Source organism: Microbacterium sp. NPDC057659, assembly GCF_042799915.1.
Lineage (GTDB): Bacteria > Actinomycetota > Actinomycetes > Actinomycetales > Microbacteriaceae > Microbacterium.
On sequence record NZ_JBHVHU010000002.1, the window covers coordinates 667,709 to 685,792 of the forward strand.

Sequence of the window (18,084 nt, forward strand, 5' to 3'; positions counted from 1 at the left end):
CCCCGCAACACCTATGCCGAGGAGGCGAAAACCGTGAAGAATGCTCGCAAGACCACCGCTCTGACCGCCCTGGGACTGGCCGTCATGATGCTCGCGGGCTGCGCCGCGGCATCCGCCGATCAGAGCTCGACCAAGAAGGATGACCTCGCCGAGCTGCGTCTGGGCTACTTCGCCAACGTGACCCATGCACCCGCGCTGGTCGGCGTCTCGGAGGGCATCCTCCAGGACGAGCTGGGCGACACGAAGCTGAAGACCGAGGTGTTCAACGCCGGGCCCGCCGCGGTCGAGGCACTCTCGGCGGGCGCGATCGACGCCGCCTACATCGGCCCGAACCCGGCGATCAACACGTTCATCCAGTCCGGCGGGGAGTCGGCGAACGTCATCGCCGGTGCGACATCCGGGGGCGCCGCGCTGGTGGTGAGCGACAAGATCTCGGATGTCTCGGACCTGAAGGGCAAGACCCTCGCGACCCCGCAACTGGGCAATACGCAGGATGTCGCTCTGCGCAGCTGGCTGGCCGATGAGGGGCTGAAGACCTCGGTCTCGGGCGGCGGCGACGTGAACATCACACCCACGGAGAACGCGCAGACGCTCACGCTGTTCCAGGACGGCAAGGTCGACGGAGCCTGGCTGCCCGAGCCCTGGGTCTCGCGGCTCGTGGTCGACGCCGGCGCGAAGGTGCTGGTCGACGAGAAGGATCTCTGGAAGGACGGGAACTTCCCCACCACGGTGCTGCTGGTGCGCAAGGACTTCGCGAAGGAGCATCCGGAAGCGGTCGACGAGCTGCTCGCCGGGCACATCGCCTCGGTGCAGTGGCTCGACGACAACCCCGACAAGGCGCCGGCCGTGATCAACGGCGCGCTGGAGGATGCCACCGGCAAGGGCCTTTCGGACGAGGTGCTCGCTCGCGCGCTGCAGAACGTGACCTTCACGGTCGACCCGCATGCGGAGACCTTCGAGAAGCTCGTCAGCAACGGGCTGGCCGCCGGCACGCAGAAGAAGGGGTCGATCGACGGACTGTTCGACCTGCGAGCGCTGAACGCGCAGCTGAAGAAGGACGGCCAGGAGCCGGTCTCGGCAGCGGGACTCGGAGAGGACTGATGAGCGCGCTCACCGAGGAGGCCGCACGGGAACAGGCGCGGTCCGCCGCGCCGGCGGGCCGGCTGACGCCGAGCTTCGACTTCGCCGCGCCGGCGCCGTCGCCCGCTCCCGTCGTCGCCCCCTCGGTGCGCGTCTCGCACGTCACCAAGCGGTACGGCGCGGGTCCGGTGGTGCTCGACGACATCTCGCTGGACATCGCGCCCGGCGAGTTCGTCTGCCTGCTCGGAGCATCCGGCTGCGGCAAGTCGACGCTGCTGAACCTGATCGCCGGGCTCGAGCCGGCGACTGCGGGCAAGATCTCCACGCCCGAGTCGGGCGCTGCGGTCATGTTCCAGGACTCCGCGCTGATGCCCTGGCTCACCGCCCGCAAGAACGTCGAGCTGGCACTGCGGCTGCGCGGCCTGCCGCGCGGCGAGCGGCGTGAAGAGGCCGAGCGGCTGCTCGGCACCGTGAACCTCACCGAGGCGGCCGACAAGCGCCCGCACGAGCTCTCCGGCGGGATGCGGCAGCGCGTGGCGCTCGCCCGCGCCCTGGCCCAGGACCGCTCTGTGCTGCTGATGGACGAGCCCTTCGCTGCGCTGGACGCCATCACACGCGACCTCCTGCACGAGGAGCTGGAGCGGGTCTGGCGCGCCACCGGACGGACGATCGTGTTCGTGACGCACAACGTGCGCGAGGCGGCGCGACTGGGCCAGCGGGTCATCCTGCTCTCCAGCCGCCCCGGCCGCATCGCGGGGGAGTGGCGCATCCGCAACACCAGCGGACGCCGCATCGAGTCGCCCGAGGTGGCCGCGCTGGCCACCGAGATCACCGCCGAGCTGCGGAAGGAGATCGCCCGCAATGCCTCCTGAAGTTTCTGCTGAGACCAAGGACGAGCTGTCGGCGCTCTCCGCCGGTCTCGACCGCCTGCAGTCCGACGAGGTGCAGCGCCCGTCCGTCGTGCGCGAGGTCCTCTCGAAGGCGCTGCCCCCGGTCATCCTGCTGCTGGTGCTGCTCGCGGCCTGGCAGCTGTACGTCACGCTCGCGAACCCGCGGCCCGACAAGGCGCCGAGCCCGGCGCAGGTCGTGGCGGCGCTCGGCGACGCGTGGGCGTCCGGCCGTCTGCAGGAAGCGCTGGTGACCAGTCTCGAGCGGGGTGTCATCGGCTTCCTCATCGCGATCCTCGTCGGCACGCCGCTCGGCCTGCTGCTGGCAGAGGTCAGGCCGCTTCGCCGCGCCGCCGGTCCGCTGATCTCAGGTCTGCAGGTGCTGCCCTCGGTCGCCTGGGTTCCCGCGGCGATCATCTGGTTCGGGCTCTCCGACGCGACGGTCTACTTCGTCATCCTGATGGGAGCCATCCCCTCGATCGTGAACGGCCTGCTCTCCGGAGTCGACCAGGTGCCGCCGCAGCTGCGCAGGGTGGGAACCGTCCTCGGCGCGAGCCGCTGGCAGCTCGCCACCGAGGTGGTGCTGCCGGCGTCCCTGCCCGGGTACGTCGCGGGCCTCAAGCAGGGCTGGGCGTTCTCGTGGCGGTCGCTGATGGCCGCCGAGATCATCGCGACCGGTGGATCGATCGGCTTCGGCCTCGGTGCCATGCTGCAGCAGTCCCGTGAGCTCGTCGATCTGGCTGCGGTGCTCGGCACGATCCTGCTGATCCTCGCGATCGGAATCCTCATCGAACTCGTGATCTTCGGCCCCCTGGAGCGGCGGATGCTGCGCAGCCGGGGCCTCATCCTGGGAGGTGCCAAGTGACCGGACGCGTCACCCTCGTCGGAGCGGGCCCAGGCGATGCCGGGCTGCTCACCCTGCGCGGTCTGCGGGCCCTGCAGCGGGCCGACGTCATCGTCGCCGACCGCCTCGGTGCCCGCGCCGTGCTGGAGCAGCTCGCGGCCGAAGGCTTCGAACTCACCGCCGACGTGGTCGACGTCGGAAAGCTGCCGGGGCACCACAAGGTGCCGCAGGACGGCATCAACGCGCTGCTCGTGCAGGAGGCGAAGGCTGGACGGAACGTCGTGCGCCTGAAGGGCGGCGACCCGTTCGTGCTCGGCCGCGGCCGGGAGGAGCAACTGCACTGCGAGGCCGCCGGAGTGCCTGTCGAGGTCGTCGCCGGAGTCACCAGTGCGATCTCCGTGCCGGCCGCCGCCGGCATCCCTGTGACGCATCGCGGTGTCGCGGCATCCTTCACCGTCGTCAGCGCGCACGACCAGATCCAGCACCTGCCCGGCGGAGCCGACCACACCGTGATCTTGCTGATGGGCGTGAACACGCTCGGCCACTCCGCGCACGTGCTCGCCGCAGGCGAGCGTGGCGCGGACTGCCCGGTCGCGATCGTCGAGGACGGCTACGGCGAGGGCCAGCGCGTGACGATCGGCACGCTCGGCACGATCGCGCACCTCGCCGCCGCGCGGCAGGTGCGCTCACCCGCGGTCGTCGTCGTCGGCGACGTCGTGCGGCTGAGCCCGGATGCCGCAGCCGCGGCCCCGCACTGGACCGACGCGCTGCTCACCCTCTCCTCACTCTGAGTACGAAAGAACCACCATGACCTCTCCTCTGCACCTCCGTGTCGCGATCGTGGGATCGGGCCCGGCCGGCATCTACGCCGGGAACCTGCTGGCGAAGGCCGTCTCCGAGCGCGGCGGCAGCGTCGAGATCGACCTGTTCGAGTCGCTGCCCGCGCCCTACGGCCTGATCCGCTACGGCGTGGCCCCCGATCACCCGCGCATCAAGGGGATCGTCACCTCGCTGCACGACATGCTGGACGCCACGGCAGACACTTCGTCAGGCTCAGTGTCCGGAGAGCGCCGCACCATCCGCTTCATCGGCAACGTCGAGGTGGGCAAGGACCTCGGTCTCGACGAGCTGCGCGAGCGCTACCACGCCGTCATCCTCGCGACCGGTGCGATCCGCGACGCCGAGCTGGACGTGCCCGGCGTGGACCTGCCCGGCTCTTTCGGCGCCGCCGACTTCGTCGCCTGGTTCGACGGGCATCCGGATGTCGCGCGCACCTGGCCGCTGGATGCGACATCGGCGGCCGTCATCGGCAACGGCAACGTCGCGCTCGATGTGGCGCGCGTGCTCGCCAAGCACGGCGAGGACCAGCGCAGCACCGACGTGCCGGACAACGTGCTGGAGGGCCTGGAGTCGTCCGCGATCACCGACGTGCACGTGTTCGGGCGTCGGGGCCCGGCCGACATCAAGTTCACGCCCATCGAGCTGCGCGAGCTCGGCGAGGTGCGCGACGTCGACATCGTGCTGCACGACGAGGACTTCGAGGGCGTCGACCCGGCATCCGCGTCGAACAACCAGCTGAAGGTCATGCTGCGCACGCTGAACGGCTGGCGAGACCGCGAGGTCGGCGCGGCGAGCCGCCGGCTGCACCTGCACTTCTGGCAGCGTCCGGTGCAGATCACCGGCGACGACCGGGTGGAGGGCATCCGGTTCGAGCGCACCCGCATCGAGGACGGGCAGCTGGTGGGCACCGGCGAGTTCCGCGACTACGACGTGCAGGCGGTCTACCGCGCGGTCGGCTACTACGGCACGCGCGTCGAGGGGGCGCCCTTCGACGAGCGTCGGGGCGTGGTGCCGAACGACGCCGGCCGCGTCGACGGCGAGCCCGGACTCTACGCCACCGGCTGGATCAAGCGCGGCCCGGTCGGCCTGATCGGCGCGACCAAGTCGGACGCGCTGGAGACCATCACGAACGTCGTGGCCGACGCCGAGGCGGGGGCGCTCACGGCGATCGAGGTCGACACCGACATCCTCGATCTGCTCGACGAGCGCGACACCGAGTACACCACCTGGGACGGCTGGGTGGCGCTGGACGCGCACGAGCGGCACCTCGGCGAGACGCACCGGCATGCCCGCGAGCGGGTCAAGGTCGTGCCGCGCGAGGAGCAGGTCGCCGTCTCGCGCGACGGGGCTCTCGTCCGATGACCTATGTGATCGCCCTGCCCTGTGTCGATGTGAAGGACCGTGCCTGCGTCGACGAGTGCCCGGTGGACTGCATCTACGAGGGCGAGCGCTCGCTGTACATCCACCCGGACGAGTGCGTGGATTGCGGCGCCTGCGAGCCGGTGTGCCCGGTCGAGGCGATCTACTACGAGGACGACCTGCCCGACGAGTGGCAGGACTATTACAAGGCCAACGTCGAGTTCTTCGACGAGATCGGCTCGCCCGGCGGCGCGGCCGGCGCGGGGGTGTACCACTTCGACCACCCGGTCATCGCCGCCCTCCCGGTCCCTGAGCCTGACGAAGGGCAGGGAGAAGGCCATGACTGACGAACCCTACGACGTGCTGATCGTCGGCGGGGGACCGGCCGGTCTCTCCGCCGCGCTCAACCTCGGCCGCGCGCTGATGCGGGTGCTGCTGGTCGACGCCGACCGTCCGCGCAACGCCGCCACGCTCGTCTCGCACGGCTTCCTCACCCGCGACGGCGTTCCGCCGCATGAGCTGCGCCGCATCGCCCGCGAGGAGCTCGCCGGGTACTCGAATGTCGAGGTGCGCACCCGGCAGCGGGTGTTCGGCATCGACGAGACGGATGCCGGGTTCTCGGCATCTCTGGGCCGCCGCTCCCCGGAGGAGACGGTGACCGCGCGGGCCGTGCTGCTGGCATCCGGTCTGCGCGAGACCCTGCCCGACGTGCCGAACCTGCGCGGCTTCTACGGTGTCAGCCTGTTCAGCTGCGTCGCGTGCGACGCGTGGGACCTGCGCGGCCGCCGGCTCGCGCTGATCGGCGAGAGCGCCGATCTGGCGGCCCGTGCCCGCCTGATCTCGCGGTGGACCGACGCGCTGACCGTGTTCACGCACGGATCCGACGCGATCGCGCCCGACGAGGAGGCCGAGCTGCTCGCGCAGGGGATCGCCGTCGAGCGCGCCCCGATCACGGAGCTGCGCGGGGAGAAGGGCGTGATCACCGGCATCCGTCTCGAAGGCGGCGCCGAGCACGCGATCGACGGCGGCTTCGTGCAGCCGTGCTGGGATGCCGAGCTCGGCTACCTGCAGGGGCTCGCGCCGGATGCCGACGAGGCGGGGCACCTGGTCGTCGATCGCTCAGGCCGCACCTCGCGCGCCGGCGTCTACGCTGCGGGCGACATCGCCTCTCCCGGTCCGCAGCAGCTCATGGTCGCGGCCGGTGCGGGTGCCAGGGTCGCGGCGGTCATCGTGCACGACGCGGTCGGCATCACGACGACGCACTGAGTCTGGTCAGTACTCGCCCTTGACCACGAAGTACGAGCCTCGGATGGTGCCCGCCAGCTTGGACTTCTGACGGGCGAACTTGAACTCGCCCAGCTCGTCGGGAACGTCCATCCCGTCGGAGAGCTTGAAGCCGACGGCGCGCTTGCCGCCCTCGGCGAGCTCGTAGAGCAGGTTGATCGCGAGTCCCGATTCGTAGAACACGTACGACCAGCGGATGCTGGGCACATCGGGCTCGGCGACCTCGAGTGCGGGGGAGGCGATGACGATGCCGCGCTCCTCGGCGAGCACGCGGGTGACGAGGTCGAGGATCTCGGCTCCCTCGGATGCGGGGACGGTGGTGAAGTCCACGTCGTACTTGTTGTGGAAGTAGCGCGCCTCGTTGGCGCGCAGACCGGCGAGGGCCTCGGCGACGGGCGAGGACTCCAGGCCCACGGTGGACACGTTCACGAAATCGACGACGTAGGACATGGGCTCAGTCTGGCACCGCGGAGGACCATTTCGCCCGGCGACTTCCGATCTGCTGGTCAGGAAGCGGCGTAACGGGCCTCGATGGTCCGAGCGGCCTCCTCGATGGCCTGCTCGCGCTCATCGTCCGTCATCGACCAGGTGCCGTGGACGAGGCGAGGCCAGAAGATCGATGACGCGATCATTCCGAGGAACTGGGCGGATGCGGTGTCGGGGTCGTCGATCTCCGCGACTCCCGTCGCGTGCGCGTCGCGGAGGTAGCGCGCCAGCGCCTTGAGCACCGGCAGCGTCCCGAAGTCGAAGGTGCGGGTCCGCAGCTCGGGGAACCTGGGTGACTCGGCGATCACCGTCCGCATCAGCGCGGTCATCTCGGGTCGCATCAGGAGGTCGCCGTATGCCCGGCCGAGCATCACGAGTCCGGCGCGGAAGTCGTCCGTGGGGACGTCGAGGGGAACCAGGTCGGGCGTCGAGCCCGCTGCGAGCACGGTCGCTTCGAACAGTTCCGCCTTGGTGGGGAACTGCTTGAACAGCGTGGCCTTCGAGACGCCCGCCTCCTGAGCGATGCGCGCGAGCGAGGTGCGGTCGTAGCCGTTCTCCAGGAACAGGGCGGCACCGGCGGCGAGTACCGACTGGCGGTTCGCCTCGGCCATCGCGCGATGGTAAGCGGAGTCGCCGCGGGTCATGCGACCAGTATCCCATAGAGGTGGGTGCATTGACTTACCTCTTGGTCGACCGTACGGTGTAGAGGTGAGTCAACAGACTCACCTCTGACGAAGGAGCAGCAATGGCCACCGTGATCGTCCACGCCACCGTCACCCTCGACGGATACCTCGCAGACCCGGACGGCCGGGTCGACTGGATGTTCGGCAGGCCATCTGCACCCGAGGACGACGCGGTCGTGGAACGGGTCATGAGCCGTATCGGAGCAGTCGTCGGGGGTGCGAACAAGACCCGGACCATCGAGGACGGCGAACTCCCGTACGGCGGCATGCTGAAGGTGCCGGTCTATCTGATGACCCACAGCGAGCATGAGCCGATCCACCACGAGGGAACCACGTACACCTTCGTCGTCGATGACATCGGGGAGGCGGTGGCGCAGGCCTCACGGGCCGCGGGCGACGACTGGGTCAGCCTGCTCGGCGGCAGCATCTCGCGCCAGTGCCTGCGACTCGGGCTCGTCGATGAGCTGCATCTGGACATCGCTCCGGTACTGCTCGGCAGCGGCATCTCCCTGTTCGAGGGTCTGGGTCAGCGGATCGAACTCGAGCGCCTCGAGACCTCCGCATACGCGAGCGAGACGCACCTTCGTTACCGAGTGCTCCGGTAGGGCCTCGTCGCGGTCGGACCTGGCGTGGCGAGGCGCGCGGCCGGTAACGTCGGCGGGTGTCTCCGCGCCGTCCGGCCGGAGGACGAGGACAGAGGAGTTCCATGGTCTCGCGCATCGACGCCATCAACATCACCGCCCGCGATCACGAGTCGCTGGGGGCCTTCTGGCAGCAGCTGCTCGCGCTGCAGGAGGACCCGCACAACCCGAACAATCCCGGTGACCCGGTGACGGTGCTCCTCACCGGACCGATCGAGGTGCGGTTCGAGTTCCAGCCGGTCGACGAGGGCAAGGAGTTCGCGCCGCGCATCCACTTCGACCTGAATCCGGTCGGCAGCACCCGCGACGAGGAGGTCGAGCGGCTGCAGGAGCTGGGGGCCACCGTGGTCGCCGACCGCCGTCGAGACAACGGCAGCGGCTACGTCACGATGAGCGACGTCGACGGCAACCAGTTCTGCATCCAGCGCAGCCCCGAAGAGGTCGCTGCCACCGGACACTGACCGAGGCCTCGCGCGACGGTCCGGGGCGGAGTACGGTCTGACCGCATGGGCGCGACCTACCACTTCGTGACCACGTTCCGCGTGGCCGGCGACCCGGTGCGGGTGTGGGAGGTGCTCAGCGATGTCACCGGATGGGCGCGCTGGTGGCCCGAGCTCGAGCGCGTCGAGGTCATCGCCGGTCCGGATGGTGCTGCGGAGGTCGGGTCGGCGCATCGGCACACGATCCGCACGCCCCTCGGCTACCGGCTGAGGTACGAGATCGAGATCACGGCACTCGACCGGATGCGATCCGTGGATGCCGCGGTGCGCGGCGAGCTCGCCGGGCGCGGCCGGGCGGCCGTCGGCGCGGCATCCGACGAGGAGGCGACCATCTGGTTCGCGTGGCTCGTCGAGACGACCAAACCGTGGATGCGTCGGCTGTCGCCGGTCGCCCGTCCGGCGTTCACCTGGGCGCATCACCGGCTGATGGCGGACTTCGGGTCCGGGTTCGCGGCGGCGGCCGGCGCACGGCTCCTCTCGATAGCGCACCTCGAGGTCCGGCCGGGGGAGCCGGGGTTCCTGGTCATGCCGGAGGTTCCGGCATGACGCGAAAGGCAGACCGGGATAGTCTCCGGCCATGATGTCCAGAACGGTGATCGCGACGGCGGCGCTGGTGCGCGACGGGCGGATGCTGCTGGTGCACCGGCATCCGCGACGTGACACGCACCCCGATCGCTGGGCGCTTCCCGGCGGGCACGTCGAACCGGGCGAGCGGCCCGACGAGGCCGTTGTGCGGGAGTGCCTCGAGGAGCTCGGCGTGCGCATCCGCGACCCGAGACCGATCCCGATGACCGTCGACCATCCTGGCGTCGACACGTACGCCTTCCTCACCACGGCGTGGGACGGCGAGCCTGCGAACACGGAACCGGACGAGCACGACGACCTGCGATGGTTCCGCCCCGACGAACTCGCGGGGCTGCGCCTGGCGCATCCGGAATCGCTCGCCGACCTCGTCGCCGCGGTCGCGACGGCGGAGGGATGACCATGCTGCGAGTCGGGTTCCTCGGCGACGGACACATCAGCGGTGTGCTCCGCCGCACGGTCGAGGAGACGCGCCCCTACCGGGTGGCCGGCACCTTCGGCCGCGATGGCGTGCTGCCGGGGCCTGCCGAGATCGACGTGATCGTGGAGGCCGCGACGCAGCAGGCGGTCCGCGAGCGCGTGCCAGGGCTGCTCGCAGCCGGGACCGACGTGATCCTGCTGTCGGTCGGGGCGCTCGCCGAACCCGCGCTGCGCGCGGAGCTGCTCCATCGTCCGTCCCCCGGGCGAGGCAGGCTCATCGTCTGCACTGGCGCGATCGGCGGTCTCGATCAGGTCAGGGCGCTGCGCGCCGCCGGCCCGCTGCGGACCGTCTCGATAGAGAGCCGCAAACTGCCGGCGACACTCCTCCAGCCTTGGATGCCCGAGGAGCTGCAGGCCGCGCTGCGCGACGGCGGCACCGAGATCGTGCTCGCGGACGGGCCCGCCGGCGAGGTGGCGCAGCGGTTCCCGGCATCCGCCAACGTCGCCGCCGCACTCGCGCTCGCCGCGGATGCCTGGGGCTTCGCCACGGCACGGATCGTCGCCGACCCCGCCGCCGACCCGACCCGGCATGAGGTCCACGCCGCCGGCGACCTCGGCGAGGTGCGGGCGGTCGTCGAGAATGCGCCCTCGTCCGAACGCCCGCGGTCCAGCGCCGTGGTCGCCTGGGCGGCGCTGCGCGCGCTGGACGACTATGCCCGGCTGCGTGGATTCCCCACCGTCTCGGGTGCGGCTTTCCTCTGAGAGCCGCCTTGCTCAGGCCGCCTCGAGTGCTCCGATGCGGGACTCGAGGGCGGCGCCGACGGCCGTGAGCTCGTCGGCGTAGCGTGCGATGACTGCGTCGGGGGCGCCGAGGTGCCAGTCGGTGGTGTAATCCTCGCGTTGGATCACGAGCTGCGGCTGCTCGTCGGTGAGGTCCATGCGGATGAACTCGAGCACCTCGCGCAGTTGCTTGGCCGCCTTCGGGCCACCGTGCCCGCCGTAGCTGATGATCGCGGCGGGGCGATCCTGCCACTCGGCGAAGATGTAGTCGATGGCGTTCTTCAGTGCGGCCGGGTAGCCGGCGTTGTACTGCGGTGTGAGGAACACGATCGCGTCGGATGCCCGGATCTCCTCAGCCCAGGCCAGCGTGTGCGGGTTGGCGTACTGGTTCATGCCGGCCATGAGCGGCTCGTCGAGCATCGGCAGGTCGATCTCGCGCAGGTCGAGGATGCGGACGTCGGCGGATGTCGATCCCCTGAGCACCTCTGCGATCGAGTCTGCGAGCTGACGACCGATCCGGACCGGGCGGGCGCTGCCCACGATGATGCTGATCCTCGGCTGGGTTTCCGACATGGCGTGACCTTTCTGGCTAGTGATTGATATGTCAACTCGAAGAGCGGTCGCGGTATTCCGTGGGATGCGGGGTCGGGAATCGTTGACGCGCAGAGATGTGAGCGCTAACATCGCAGAACGACGGAATCTGATTGTTGCAATGATAAAACGTCAAATGCATGCACAAAGGCGTGAATCGGCTCGGACTGGGGACCTGGCGGGAACGCTCTCGGAACAGTTCAAGGAGCCGGAACACATGAAGCACACCGTGAGAGCCGGGGGTCTGCTCGTCGGAGCGGCTGTCGTCGTCGGACTCGTCGTCGCCCCGGGCGTCGCCCAGGCGCAATGGGCCGACGTGCACTACGTCGACGCCGCGGCGGGAGACGACAGCAACAGCGGCACGTCGCCCGGAGAGGCCTGGGCGTCACTCGATCGGGTCAACCAGGAGGCCTTCACGCCGGGTGATGAGATCCTGTTCCGCTCCGGGGAGACATGGACCGGAGCACTGTCGCCCAAGGGATCCGGCGCGCCAGGATCCCCGATCGTCGTCGGCAGCTACGGCACCGGCGAGAAGCCGCTCCTCCAGGGCGAAGGACGAGTCGAGAGTGTTGTGCACCTGTACAACCAGGAGTACTGGGACATCGGCGGTCTCGAGATCACCAATCACGGGGCCGCACCGGCCACGGCGCCGCGCCGTGGCATCCACGTCCAGGGTGAGGACGTCGGCGTCGGGGCGCAGACGGACCTGTCAAAGGTCTCGACGCTGACCGGCATCCGTCTTCACGACCTCTACATCCACGACGTGAACGGCGAGGACAAGAAGGACGGCGGCGGCAGCGCCGGCATCCAGGTCAGCGTGAAGATCGCCGGGCTCGACGACCAGAACCACCCGGCACCGGATGCCGCGCACCAGCGCACCCGCTTCGACAAGGTCACGATCGAGGACAACGTCATCGAGAACGTATCCCGTTCGGGCATCATCACCTGGAGCGACTGGAAGAACCGCCCGGAGCTCGGCGACGGCATCGGGTACGGCGAGAGCGCGCTCACGCCGTTCACCCCGTTCACGAATGTGGTGATCCGCGGCAACGACCTCGCGCACATCGGCGGCGACGGCATCGTGCCGCACATGACGAAGGACGCGCTCGTCGAGCGCAACACCCTCGCCGGGTTCAACGAGACCTCGACCGGCTACAACGTCGGCATGTGGACCTGGGACGGCGACGGCACGCTCTACCAGCGCAACGAGGTCTCCGGCGGCCACTCCACCAGGGACGGCAACGCCTTCGACTTCGACCACGCCTCGCGGGGCATCGTCTACCAGTACAACTTCAGCCACGACAACGACGGCGGCGCGCTGCTGCTCTGCGCTGACGGCAGGGCGGGCGGCGTCTACGACGGGACCTTCCGGTACAACGTCAGCCAGAACGACCGGTACAAGCTGTTCACGATCTGCGGCGGGGCGAACCTCTACAACATGAAGATCCACAACAACGTCTTCTCCGTCGCGCCCGGGATGAGCACAGGCATCCTCGACGCGCAGGGCGGTCGCAACGACGTGACGCTGAGCAACAACATCTTCTACAACCTCGGAACCGGCGGCTACACCGCGAAGCCCGGGTGGACCTACGACAGCAACGTCTACTACGGCCCCGACGCGCCCTCGTCGTCGGTGATCCCGGATGCCCGCGCCCTGACATCCGACCCGATGCTCGTCGCGCCGGGAACGGCGACCGGCGTCGACGAGCTCGACGGCTACCGGCTGCTGAAGCAGTCTCCCGCCCTGCGCAGCGGAGCGAAGATCAACGGCGGCGAGCGCGACCCGTGGGGCGTCGTGATGCCCGGCGGCAAGCCCAACCGCGGCGTGTACGCCGGACCGGGAGAGCCCGCCCGCGGCTGAGCCGCGGGACGACGACTTCCTCCTGCCGGGTGATGCCACAAGGCTCCCCGGCAGGAGGATGCCAGCCCTCAGGCTCCTGCGGGCTCCAGCTTCGCCAACCGCAGCCAGGTCTCCACGACCGTGTCCGGGTTCAGCGACACCGACTCGATGCCCTGGCCGACCAGCCACTCCGCGAGCTCGGGGTGGTCGCTCGGGCCCTGACCGCAGATGCCGACGTACTTGCCGTGGCGGCGGCACGCCTCGATGGCCATCGACAGCAGCTTGAGCACGGCGGGGTCGCGCTCGTCGAAGGTGTCGGCGACGAGTGCGCTGTCCCGGTCGAGGCCGAGCGTCAGCTGGGTCATGTCGTTCGAGCCGATCGAGAAGCCGTCGAAGTGCTCGAGGTACTCGTCGGCGAGCAGCGCGTTGGTGGGCACCTCGCACATCATCACGACCCTCAGGCCGTTCTCCCCGCGGCGCAGCCCGTTCTGGGCGAGCAGCTCGACGACCGCCTGCCCTTCGGCGACGGTGCGCACGAACGGCACCATCACCTGCACGTTGGTGAGACCCATCTCGTCGCGCACGAACTTCAGCGCCTCGCACTCCATCTCGAAGCACTCGCGGAAGTCGGGGGACACGTAGCGCGAGGCGCCGCGGTACCCGATCATCGGGTTCTCCTCGTGCGGCTCGTAGCGCTCGCCGCCGAGCAGGTTGGCGTACTCGTTCGACTTGAAGTCGCTCATCCGCACGATCACCGGCTCCGGGGCGAACGCGGCGGCGAGCATCGAGACGCCCTCGACCACGCGCTGCACGAAGTAGTCCCGCGGCGACGGGTAGGCGGCGATCCGGGCATCCACCTGGCGGCGCAGGTCGTCGGGCAGGGTGTCGCGCTCGAGCAGCGCGCGCGGGTGGATGCCGATCTGACGGTTGATGATGAACTCCAGCCGTGCGAGGCCCACGCCGCGGTTGGGCAGACGTGAGAACGAGAAGGCCTGGTCGGGGGTGCCGACGTTCATCATGATCTTGACCGGCGATTCCGGCATCCGATCGAGCTCGGTCTCCTCCTCGCCGAAGGCGAGGATTCCGTCGTAGACGAAGCCGGTGTCGCCCTCGGCGCACGAGACCGTGACGGGCTGGCCGTCGCGAAGCGCCCGGGTCGCGTCGCCGGTGCCGACGACGGCCGGGATGCCGAGCTCGCGGGCGATGATCGCGGCGTGGCAGGTGCGGCCACCGCGGTTCGTGACGATGGCGGATGCCCGCTTCATGATCGGCTCCCAGTCGGGGTCGGTCATGTCGGCGACGAGCACGTCGCCGGTCTGGAATTCGCTCATCTGCGTGGCATCCCGCAGGATGCGCACCGGGCCGGCGCCGATGCGCTGTCCGATCGCGCGGCCCTCGGCCGCGACCGCGCCCTTCTCCTGCAGGCGGAACCGGTGGATGACGTTGGCGGATGCCCGGGACACGACGGTCTCGGGACGGGCCTGCAGGATGTACAGCTTCCCGTCGACGCCGTCCTTGCCCCACTCGATGTCCATCGGGCGGCCGTAGTGCTCCTCGATGATCAGCGCGTGCTGCGCGAGCTCGGTGAGCTCGGCATCCGTGATCGAGAACAGTACGCGCTGGTCGGCCGGCACGTCGACGAAGGCGGTGCTGGCGCCTGCCTGCTGGGAGTCGGTGTACCGCATGGCGACGGCCTTCTCGCCGACCGCGCGCTTGAGGATGGCGGGGCGTCCGGCGCGCAGCGCCGGCTTCGAGACGTAGAACTCGTCGGGGTTCACGGCGCCCTGCACGACTGCCTCGCCGAGGCCGTAGGAACTGGTCACGAACACGGCCTGGTCGAAGCCCGACTCGGTGTCGATGGTGAACATCACGCCGGATGCCCCGACGTCGGAGCGCACCATCCGCTGGACGCCCGCGGAGAGGGCGACCTCGTCGTGCTCGAAGTCCTGGTGCACGCGGTAGGCGATCGCGCGGTCGTTGTAGAGCGAGGCGTACACGCTGCGGATCGCGGCGATGATGTTGTCGATGCCGCCGACGTTGAGGAACGTCTCCTGCTGACCCGCGAACGAGGCGTCCGGCAGGTCCTCCGCGGTGGCGGAGGAGCGCACCGCCCAGGTGACGGTCTCGGGCTCGGCATCCGCCTGTACGAGGCGGTCGTAGGCCGTGCGGATGTCGGACTCGAGATCCTCCGGCAGCGGGTGCTCGGCGATCCAGGTGCGGATCTCGGTGCCGACCAGCGCGAGGCGGGTGACGTCCTCGACGTCGAGTCCGGCGATCGCGTCGCGGATGCGGCCGCGCAGGTCGCCGTGCTCGAGGAACCGCCGGTAGGCGTCGGCGGTGGTGGCGAAGCCGCCCGGTACGCGCACGCCGAGCTCGGAGAGATGGGAGATCATCTCGCCGAGGGAGGCGTTCTTGCCGCCGACCTGGGGGAGATCGGTCATGCCGATCTCGTCGAACCAGAGGATGTTGGTCATGAGGTGCTCTTTCGTCTGAAGGGTGATCAGCGGCGGAGGCCGAGGGTCTGCAGGATGACGGCGGACATCTCCTCGACGCTCTTCGTCGAGGAGTTCAGGAACGGGATGCTGTTGCGGGCGTAGAGCTTCTCGGCACGGCGGAGCTCGGTGGTGCACTGCGCGAGGCTGGAGTAGCGCGAGTCGGGGCGGCGCTCGTGCCGCACCTGGCTGAGACGCAGGGGAGTGGTCGTCAGACCGAAGCAGCGCGCGGCGTACTTCGCGATCAGCGGCGGCAGCCCCTCGGTGGGGAAGTCGTCGTCGGTGAGCGGGTAGTTGGCGACGAGCAGGCCGTACTGCAGGGCGAGGTACATGGTGGTCGGAGTCTTGCCGCAGCGGCTCGGCGCGACGATGATCACATCGGCCAGGTCGAGGGCGCGGGCGCTCTGGCCGTCGTCGTGCTCGATGGCGTACTCGACGGCGCGCATGCGGGCGAAGTACTCGGTGGTGTCGCCGAGCATGTGGAACTGGCCGAGCTGCTCGGAGGCGGTGGTGCCGAGCGCCTGCTCGAGCTCGCCGAGGTGCCCGCTGAGCAGGTCGATGTGCGTGGCGGGGACGGCGGTCACGACCGCACGGACGGCGGCGTTCTTCGCCGTGGTGAAGACGATCGGCTCGAGTCCGGAGGCGTCGTCGGCCGTGATCTGCCTGGCGACGCCTGCCGCAGCATCCACCGTGTCGACGAACGGGATCGTGTGCTTGCGGAACACGAACCCGGGGAAGTTCGCCAGCAGGGCGTTGCCGAGGGTCTCGGCGGTGATGCCGGTGCTGTCGGAGACGAAGTACGCCGAGCGCACCGGGTGGGTGGGCACGGCGGCGGCGGGGGTGGCGGCCATGCCACGACTCTAAGTGTGAGTCGAGGTGATCTTTCGTCAGATTCGGGGGTCAAGAAGTGGAGAATTTAACCGAACCGCAAAGGCTGTCGAAGACGCCGCCGCAGTTGGCAGGATGTCGGATGAGAGGGGGCGACGGCATGGCGGCATCCTGGTGGCGGAGGGCGCTGAGATCGATGCGCGAGACCTCGTGGGCGATCGACGCGAACGACGGCATCATCTCCACGGCCGGTCTGCTGCAGGGCTTCGCCGGCGCCGGCGCCGGCGACCGCCTGCTGCTCTTCACCGCAGTGGCCACCCTGATCGCCGGTGGTTTGAGCGCCGGCGGGGCGAAGTGGGCCGAGGTCGCCGCCGAGCGCGAGGAGGAGCAGCGCCTCGCTGCGCAGGAGCGCGATCAGCTGGCTGCCGATCCGAGGCACGAGCGCGAACTGCTCGCCGCGCACTGGGAGGAGCAGGGGCTGACTCGCGACCTCGCCGAGCAGGTCGCGGAGCAGCTCAGTGCGCACAACGCGCTGGCGGCCCAGCTCGACGCCGAGCACGGCATCGAGGAGCTGATGCCGCGGTCCGCGCCCGTGCTCCTGGGGCTGAGGACCATGCTCGCCTTCATGCTCGGGTCTGCGATCCCGCTGACCATCACCTTCGTCGCGCCGGTGGCGATCGAGGAGGCCGCGATCATCACCGCGGTCATCATCTCGCTGGTGCTGACGTCGCTGGTCGCTGCGGTCGTCGGACGGCTCTCGGCGAGAAGGATGCTGGTGCGCACGCTGGTCGTCGGGCTGGGGACGATGGGCGTCAGCTACGTCGCGGGGCTCGTGTTCTTCTAGGCGTGCAGTGCCGCCGGATCAGTGCCCGCGCGCCCAGGGTGAAGAACGCATTCCGATCGGCACGGCCGGGCTGCGCGACCGGTGACGCTATGCCGGGGGTGCGGTCGAGGAGCGCACGACGAGGCTGGTCGACAGCTCGGTGTGCGGTGCCACCGCGAGGCCGGCCCTGAGGCGGAGCAGCAGCTCGACCGCGACGTCGCCCATCTGCGCCAGCGGCTGACGGATCGTGGTGAGCGGGGGATCGGTCCACTGGGAGTGCGGCAGGTCGTCGAACCCGATCACCGAGATGTCTTCGGGGACGTGCAGGCCGTGCTCGCGGATCGCCCGGATCGCGCCGAGTGCGCTGTCGTCGCTGGCCGCGAAGATGGCGGTGGGCCGGGTCCCGCCGTCGAGCATCGCGCGCGTCGCGTCGTATCCGTTGGTGATCCCGTATCCGGATCGATCGACGAGGGCGGGATCCACCTGCTGACCCGCCTGCAGCATGGCCGCCTGGAAGCCGGCGAAACGGGCGATGGCGTTGTCCTGATGCAGTGGGCCGGTGATCGCGGCGACACGTCGGTGCCCGAGGCTGAGAAGGTGACTGGTCGCGTCGAACGCGCCCTGGAAGTTGGTCGCCGAGATCGAGGTCGTGCCGTCCGGAGCCCGGTGCAGGGGGTCGACGACGACCAGAGGGACTCCGCTGTCGGCCAGGTCGTTCCGCGCGTCCTCGCTCGGCACGGCGACGAAGCTCACGAGCCCGTCCGTGCCGCGTGCCATCGCCCTGCGGGCCCATCCGTCGCAGTCGTCGGGATCAGGGTCGACGGTGAGCACGAGGTCCTTGCCGTGACGTTGCGCGGAGGCCGCAGCGCCGCGGACGACGGTCTCCGCCCACGCGCCGTCCAGATTGACGATGCGCACGTCGAGGAGCCCGGTGCTGGAGCGCGCGCGAGGGCGGATCGTGAGGCCGTGCTTCAGCAGGGCGGCGGTGACGCGCTTCCGCGTCGCCGCCGAGACGTCCGGCCTCGCGTTCAGCACCTTGGAGACGGTGGGAACGGACACTCCGACCTCCGCGGCGATCTCCGCCAGTTGCGCGGCCATCTGGACACTCCCTCGGATTTTCCGAA

General features: G+C 69.8%; 20 protein-coding genes. 14 read left to right on the forward strand and 6 right to left on the reverse strand.

Translation table 11 applies throughout. The annotated features are described in order from the left end of the window. Positions 1 to 33: 33 nt before the first annotated feature. The 7 genes from ACFVAE_RS11730 to ACFVAE_RS11760 are packed head-to-tail and all read left to right on the forward strand — an operon-like array spanning position 34 to position 6,276. On the forward strand, positions 34 to 1,101 hold the full coding sequence (locus ACFVAE_RS11730) for an ABC transporter substrate-binding protein (protein ID WP_378892065.1): 1,068 nt from the start codon (positions 34 to 36) through the stop codon (positions 1,099 to 1,101). Then, positions 1,101 to 1,952: an ABC transporter ATP-binding protein gene (locus ACFVAE_RS11735; protein ID WP_378892067.1), complete on the forward strand. Its 852-nt coding sequence runs from the start codon at positions 1,101 to 1,103 to the stop codon at positions 1,950 to 1,952. The genes ACFVAE_RS11730 and ACFVAE_RS11735 overlap by 1 nt, the downstream gene beginning before the upstream one ends. Next, positions 1,942 to 2,832 carry an ABC transporter permease gene (locus ACFVAE_RS11740; RefSeq protein ID WP_378892070.1) on the forward strand — a complete coding sequence of 297 codons (891 nt, stop codon included), beginning with the start codon at positions 1,942 to 1,944 and terminating at the stop codon, positions 2,830 to 2,832. The genes ACFVAE_RS11735 and ACFVAE_RS11740 overlap by 11 nt, the downstream gene beginning before the upstream one ends. After that, entirely contained in the window at positions 2,829 to 3,602 is a 774-nt protein-coding gene (cobA, locus tag ACFVAE_RS11745; RefSeq protein WP_378892073.1) for a uroporphyrinogen-III C-methyltransferase, read from the forward strand. The genes ACFVAE_RS11740 and cobA overlap by 4 nt, the downstream gene beginning before the upstream one ends. Positions 3,603 to 3,618: 16 nt before the next feature. Further along, on the forward strand, positions 3,619 to 5,013 hold the full coding sequence (locus ACFVAE_RS11750) for an FAD-dependent oxidoreductase (RefSeq protein WP_378892075.1): 1,395 nt from the start codon (positions 3,619 to 3,621) through the stop codon (positions 5,011 to 5,013). After that, entirely contained in the window at positions 5,010 to 5,357 is a 348-nt protein-coding gene (gene fdxA, locus ACFVAE_RS11755) for a ferredoxin (RefSeq protein ID WP_378892077.1), read from the forward strand. The genes ACFVAE_RS11750 and fdxA overlap by 4 nt, the downstream gene beginning before the upstream one ends. Next, positions 5,350 to 6,276 carry an NAD(P)/FAD-dependent oxidoreductase gene (locus tag ACFVAE_RS11760; RefSeq protein WP_378892079.1) on the forward strand — a complete coding sequence of 309 codons (927 nt, stop codon included), beginning with the start codon at positions 5,350 to 5,352 and terminating at the stop codon, positions 6,274 to 6,276. Before fdxA ends, ACFVAE_RS11760 begins: the two co-directional genes overlap by 8 nt. A 6-nt stretch (positions 6,277 to 6,282) precedes the next feature. On the opposite strand, the gene ACFVAE_RS11765 is transcribed toward ACFVAE_RS11760, so the two are convergent. Together ACFVAE_RS11765 and ACFVAE_RS11770 are read right to left on the reverse strand one after the other, a co-directional pair. After that, entirely contained in the window at positions 6,283 to 6,744 is a 462-nt protein-coding gene (locus ACFVAE_RS11765; RefSeq protein WP_378892081.1) for a phage tail protein, read from the reverse strand. Between the two features lie 56 nt (positions 6,745 to 6,800). Then, positions 6,801 to 7,424 carry a TetR/AcrR family transcriptional regulator gene (locus ACFVAE_RS11770; RefSeq protein WP_378892083.1) on the reverse strand — a complete coding sequence of 208 codons (624 nt, stop codon included), beginning with the start codon at positions 7,422 to 7,424 and terminating at the stop codon, positions 6,801 to 6,803. Positions 7,425 to 7,525: 101 nt separating this feature from the next. Here ACFVAE_RS11770 and ACFVAE_RS11775 point away from each other — a divergent pair, with 101 nt between their 5' ends. From ACFVAE_RS11775 to ACFVAE_RS11795, 5 genes are all read left to right on the forward strand, one after another. After that, positions 7,526 to 8,068 (forward strand): dihydrofolate reductase family protein, encoded by a 543-nt coding sequence (locus ACFVAE_RS11775; RefSeq protein WP_378892085.1) that lies wholly within the window; start codon positions 7,526 to 7,528, stop codon positions 8,066 to 8,068. Positions 8,069 to 8,169: 101 nt separating this feature from the next. Then, complete coding sequence (locus ACFVAE_RS11780) at positions 8,170 to 8,565, forward strand: VOC family protein (protein WP_378892087.1); 396 nt, start codon at positions 8,170 to 8,172, stop codon at positions 8,563 to 8,565. Between the two features lie 45 nt (positions 8,566 to 8,610). Further along, positions 8,611 to 9,150 (forward strand): SRPBCC family protein, encoded by a 540-nt coding sequence (locus ACFVAE_RS11785; protein ID WP_378892090.1) that lies wholly within the window; start codon positions 8,611 to 8,613, stop codon positions 9,148 to 9,150. A 31-nt stretch (positions 9,151 to 9,181) separates the two neighbouring features. Beyond that, positions 9,182 to 9,586, forward strand: a complete 405-nt coding sequence (locus ACFVAE_RS11790; RefSeq protein ID WP_378892093.1) for an NUDIX hydrolase — start codon at positions 9,182 to 9,184, stop codon at positions 9,584 to 9,586. Continuing rightward, positions 9,583 to 10,368 carry an aspartate dehydrogenase domain-containing protein gene (locus ACFVAE_RS11795; protein ID WP_378892095.1) on the forward strand — a complete coding sequence of 262 codons (786 nt, stop codon included), beginning with the start codon at positions 9,583 to 9,585 and terminating at the stop codon, positions 10,366 to 10,368. Before ACFVAE_RS11790 ends, ACFVAE_RS11795 begins: the two co-directional genes overlap by 4 nt. Positions 10,369 to 10,380: 12 nt before the next feature. Here the strand turns inward: ACFVAE_RS11795 and ACFVAE_RS11800 are convergent, their stop codons facing one another. After that, a complete protein-coding gene (locus ACFVAE_RS11800; RefSeq protein WP_378892098.1) occupies positions 10,381 to 10,959 on the reverse strand; it encodes an NADPH-dependent FMN reductase in 579 nt (192 codons plus the stop codon). Between the two features lie 235 nt (positions 10,960 to 11,194). Here ACFVAE_RS11800 and ACFVAE_RS11805 point away from each other — a divergent pair, with 235 nt between their 5' ends. Then, positions 11,195 to 12,838, forward strand: a complete 1,644-nt coding sequence (locus ACFVAE_RS11805; RefSeq protein ID WP_378892100.1) for a hypothetical protein — start codon at positions 11,195 to 11,197, stop codon at positions 12,836 to 12,838. Positions 12,839 to 12,906: 68 nt separating this feature from the next. Here the strand turns inward: ACFVAE_RS11805 and ppsA are convergent, their stop codons facing one another. Continuing rightward, positions 12,907 to 15,291, reverse strand: coding sequence for a phosphoenolpyruvate synthase (gene ppsA, locus ACFVAE_RS11810; RefSeq protein ID WP_378892102.1), 2,385 nt, complete (start codon positions 15,289 to 15,291; stop codon positions 12,907 to 12,909). Between the two features lie 26 nt (positions 15,292 to 15,317). Further along, positions 15,318 to 16,160, reverse strand: coding sequence for a pyruvate, water dikinase regulatory protein (locus tag ACFVAE_RS11815; protein WP_378892105.1), 843 nt, complete (start codon positions 16,158 to 16,160; stop codon positions 15,318 to 15,320). A 119-nt stretch (positions 16,161 to 16,279) separates the two neighbouring features. Here ACFVAE_RS11815 and ACFVAE_RS11820 point away from each other — a divergent pair, with 119 nt between their 5' ends. Next, positions 16,280 to 16,981, forward strand: a complete 702-nt coding sequence (locus ACFVAE_RS11820; RefSeq protein ID WP_378892107.1) for a VIT1/CCC1 transporter family protein — start codon at positions 16,280 to 16,282, stop codon at positions 16,979 to 16,981. Positions 16,982 to 17,068: 87 nt separating this feature from the next. Here ACFVAE_RS11820 and ACFVAE_RS11825 read toward each other — a convergent pair whose 3' ends face one another. Further along, positions 17,069 to 18,058, reverse strand: coding sequence for a LacI family DNA-binding transcriptional regulator (locus tag ACFVAE_RS11825; RefSeq protein ID WP_378892109.1), 990 nt, complete (start codon positions 18,056 to 18,058; stop codon positions 17,069 to 17,071). Positions 18,059 to 18,084 lie beyond the last annotated feature (26 nt).

Excerpts from the sequence above, each read along its gene's own strand:
- ACFVAE_RS11775 (WP_378892085.1), top strand. The coding sequence starts at position 7,526 with ATGGCCACCGTGATCGTCCACGCCACCGTCACCCTCGACGGATACCTC.
- fdxA (WP_378892077.1), top strand. The coding sequence starts at position 5,010 with ATGACCTATGTGATCGCCCTGCCCTGTGTCGATGTGAAGGACCGTGCC.
- ACFVAE_RS11750 (WP_378892075.1), top strand. The coding sequence starts at position 3,619 with ATGACCTCTCCTCTGCACCTCCGTGTCGCGATCGTGGGATCGGGCCCG.
- ACFVAE_RS11825 (WP_378892109.1), bottom strand. The coding sequence starts at position 18,058 with ATGGCCGCGCAACTGGCGGAGATCGCCGCGGAGGTCGGAGTGTCCGTT.
- ACFVAE_RS11800 (WP_378892098.1), bottom strand. The coding sequence starts at position 10,959 with ATGTCGGAAACCCAGCCGAGGATCAGCATCATCGTGGGCAGCGCCCGC.
- ACFVAE_RS11790 (WP_378892093.1), top strand. The coding sequence starts at position 9,182 with ATGATGTCCAGAACGGTGATCGCGACGGCGGCGCTGGTGCGCGACGGG.
- ppsA (WP_378892102.1), bottom strand. The coding sequence starts at position 15,291 with ATGACCAACATCCTCTGGTTCGACGAGATCGGCATGACCGATCTCCCC.
- ACFVAE_RS11820 (WP_378892107.1), top strand. The coding sequence starts at position 16,280 with ATGAGAGGGGGCGACGGCATGGCGGCATCCTGGTGGCGGAGGGCGCTG.
- ACFVAE_RS11765 (WP_378892081.1), bottom strand. The coding sequence starts at position 6,744 with ATGTCCTACGTCGTCGATTTCGTGAACGTGTCCACCGTGGGCCTGGAG.
- ACFVAE_RS11735 (WP_378892067.1), top strand. The coding sequence starts at position 1,101 with ATGAGCGCGCTCACCGAGGAGGCCGCACGGGAACAGGCGCGGTCCGCC.
- ACFVAE_RS11795 (WP_378892095.1), top strand. The coding sequence starts at position 9,583 with ATGACCATGCTGCGAGTCGGGTTCCTCGGCGACGGACACATCAGCGGT.
- ACFVAE_RS11780 (WP_378892087.1), top strand. The coding sequence starts at position 8,170 with ATGGTCTCGCGCATCGACGCCATCAACATCACCGCCCGCGATCACGAG.
- ACFVAE_RS11740 (WP_378892070.1), top strand. The coding sequence starts at position 1,942 with ATGCCTCCTGAAGTTTCTGCTGAGACCAAGGACGAGCTGTCGGCGCTC.
- ACFVAE_RS11785 (WP_378892090.1), top strand. The coding sequence starts at position 8,611 with ATGGGCGCGACCTACCACTTCGTGACCACGTTCCGCGTGGCCGGCGAC.
- ACFVAE_RS11815 (WP_378892105.1), bottom strand. The coding sequence starts at position 16,160 with ATGGCCGCCACCCCCGCCGCCGCCGTGCCCACCCACCCGGTGCGCTCG.
- ACFVAE_RS11770 (WP_378892083.1), bottom strand. The coding sequence starts at position 7,424 with ATGACCCGCGGCGACTCCGCTTACCATCGCGCGATGGCCGAGGCGAAC.
- ACFVAE_RS11805 (WP_378892100.1), top strand. The coding sequence starts at position 11,195 with ATGAAGCACACCGTGAGAGCCGGGGGTCTGCTCGTCGGAGCGGCTGTC.
- ACFVAE_RS11760 (WP_378892079.1), top strand. The coding sequence starts at position 5,350 with ATGACTGACGAACCCTACGACGTGCTGATCGTCGGCGGGGGACCGGCC.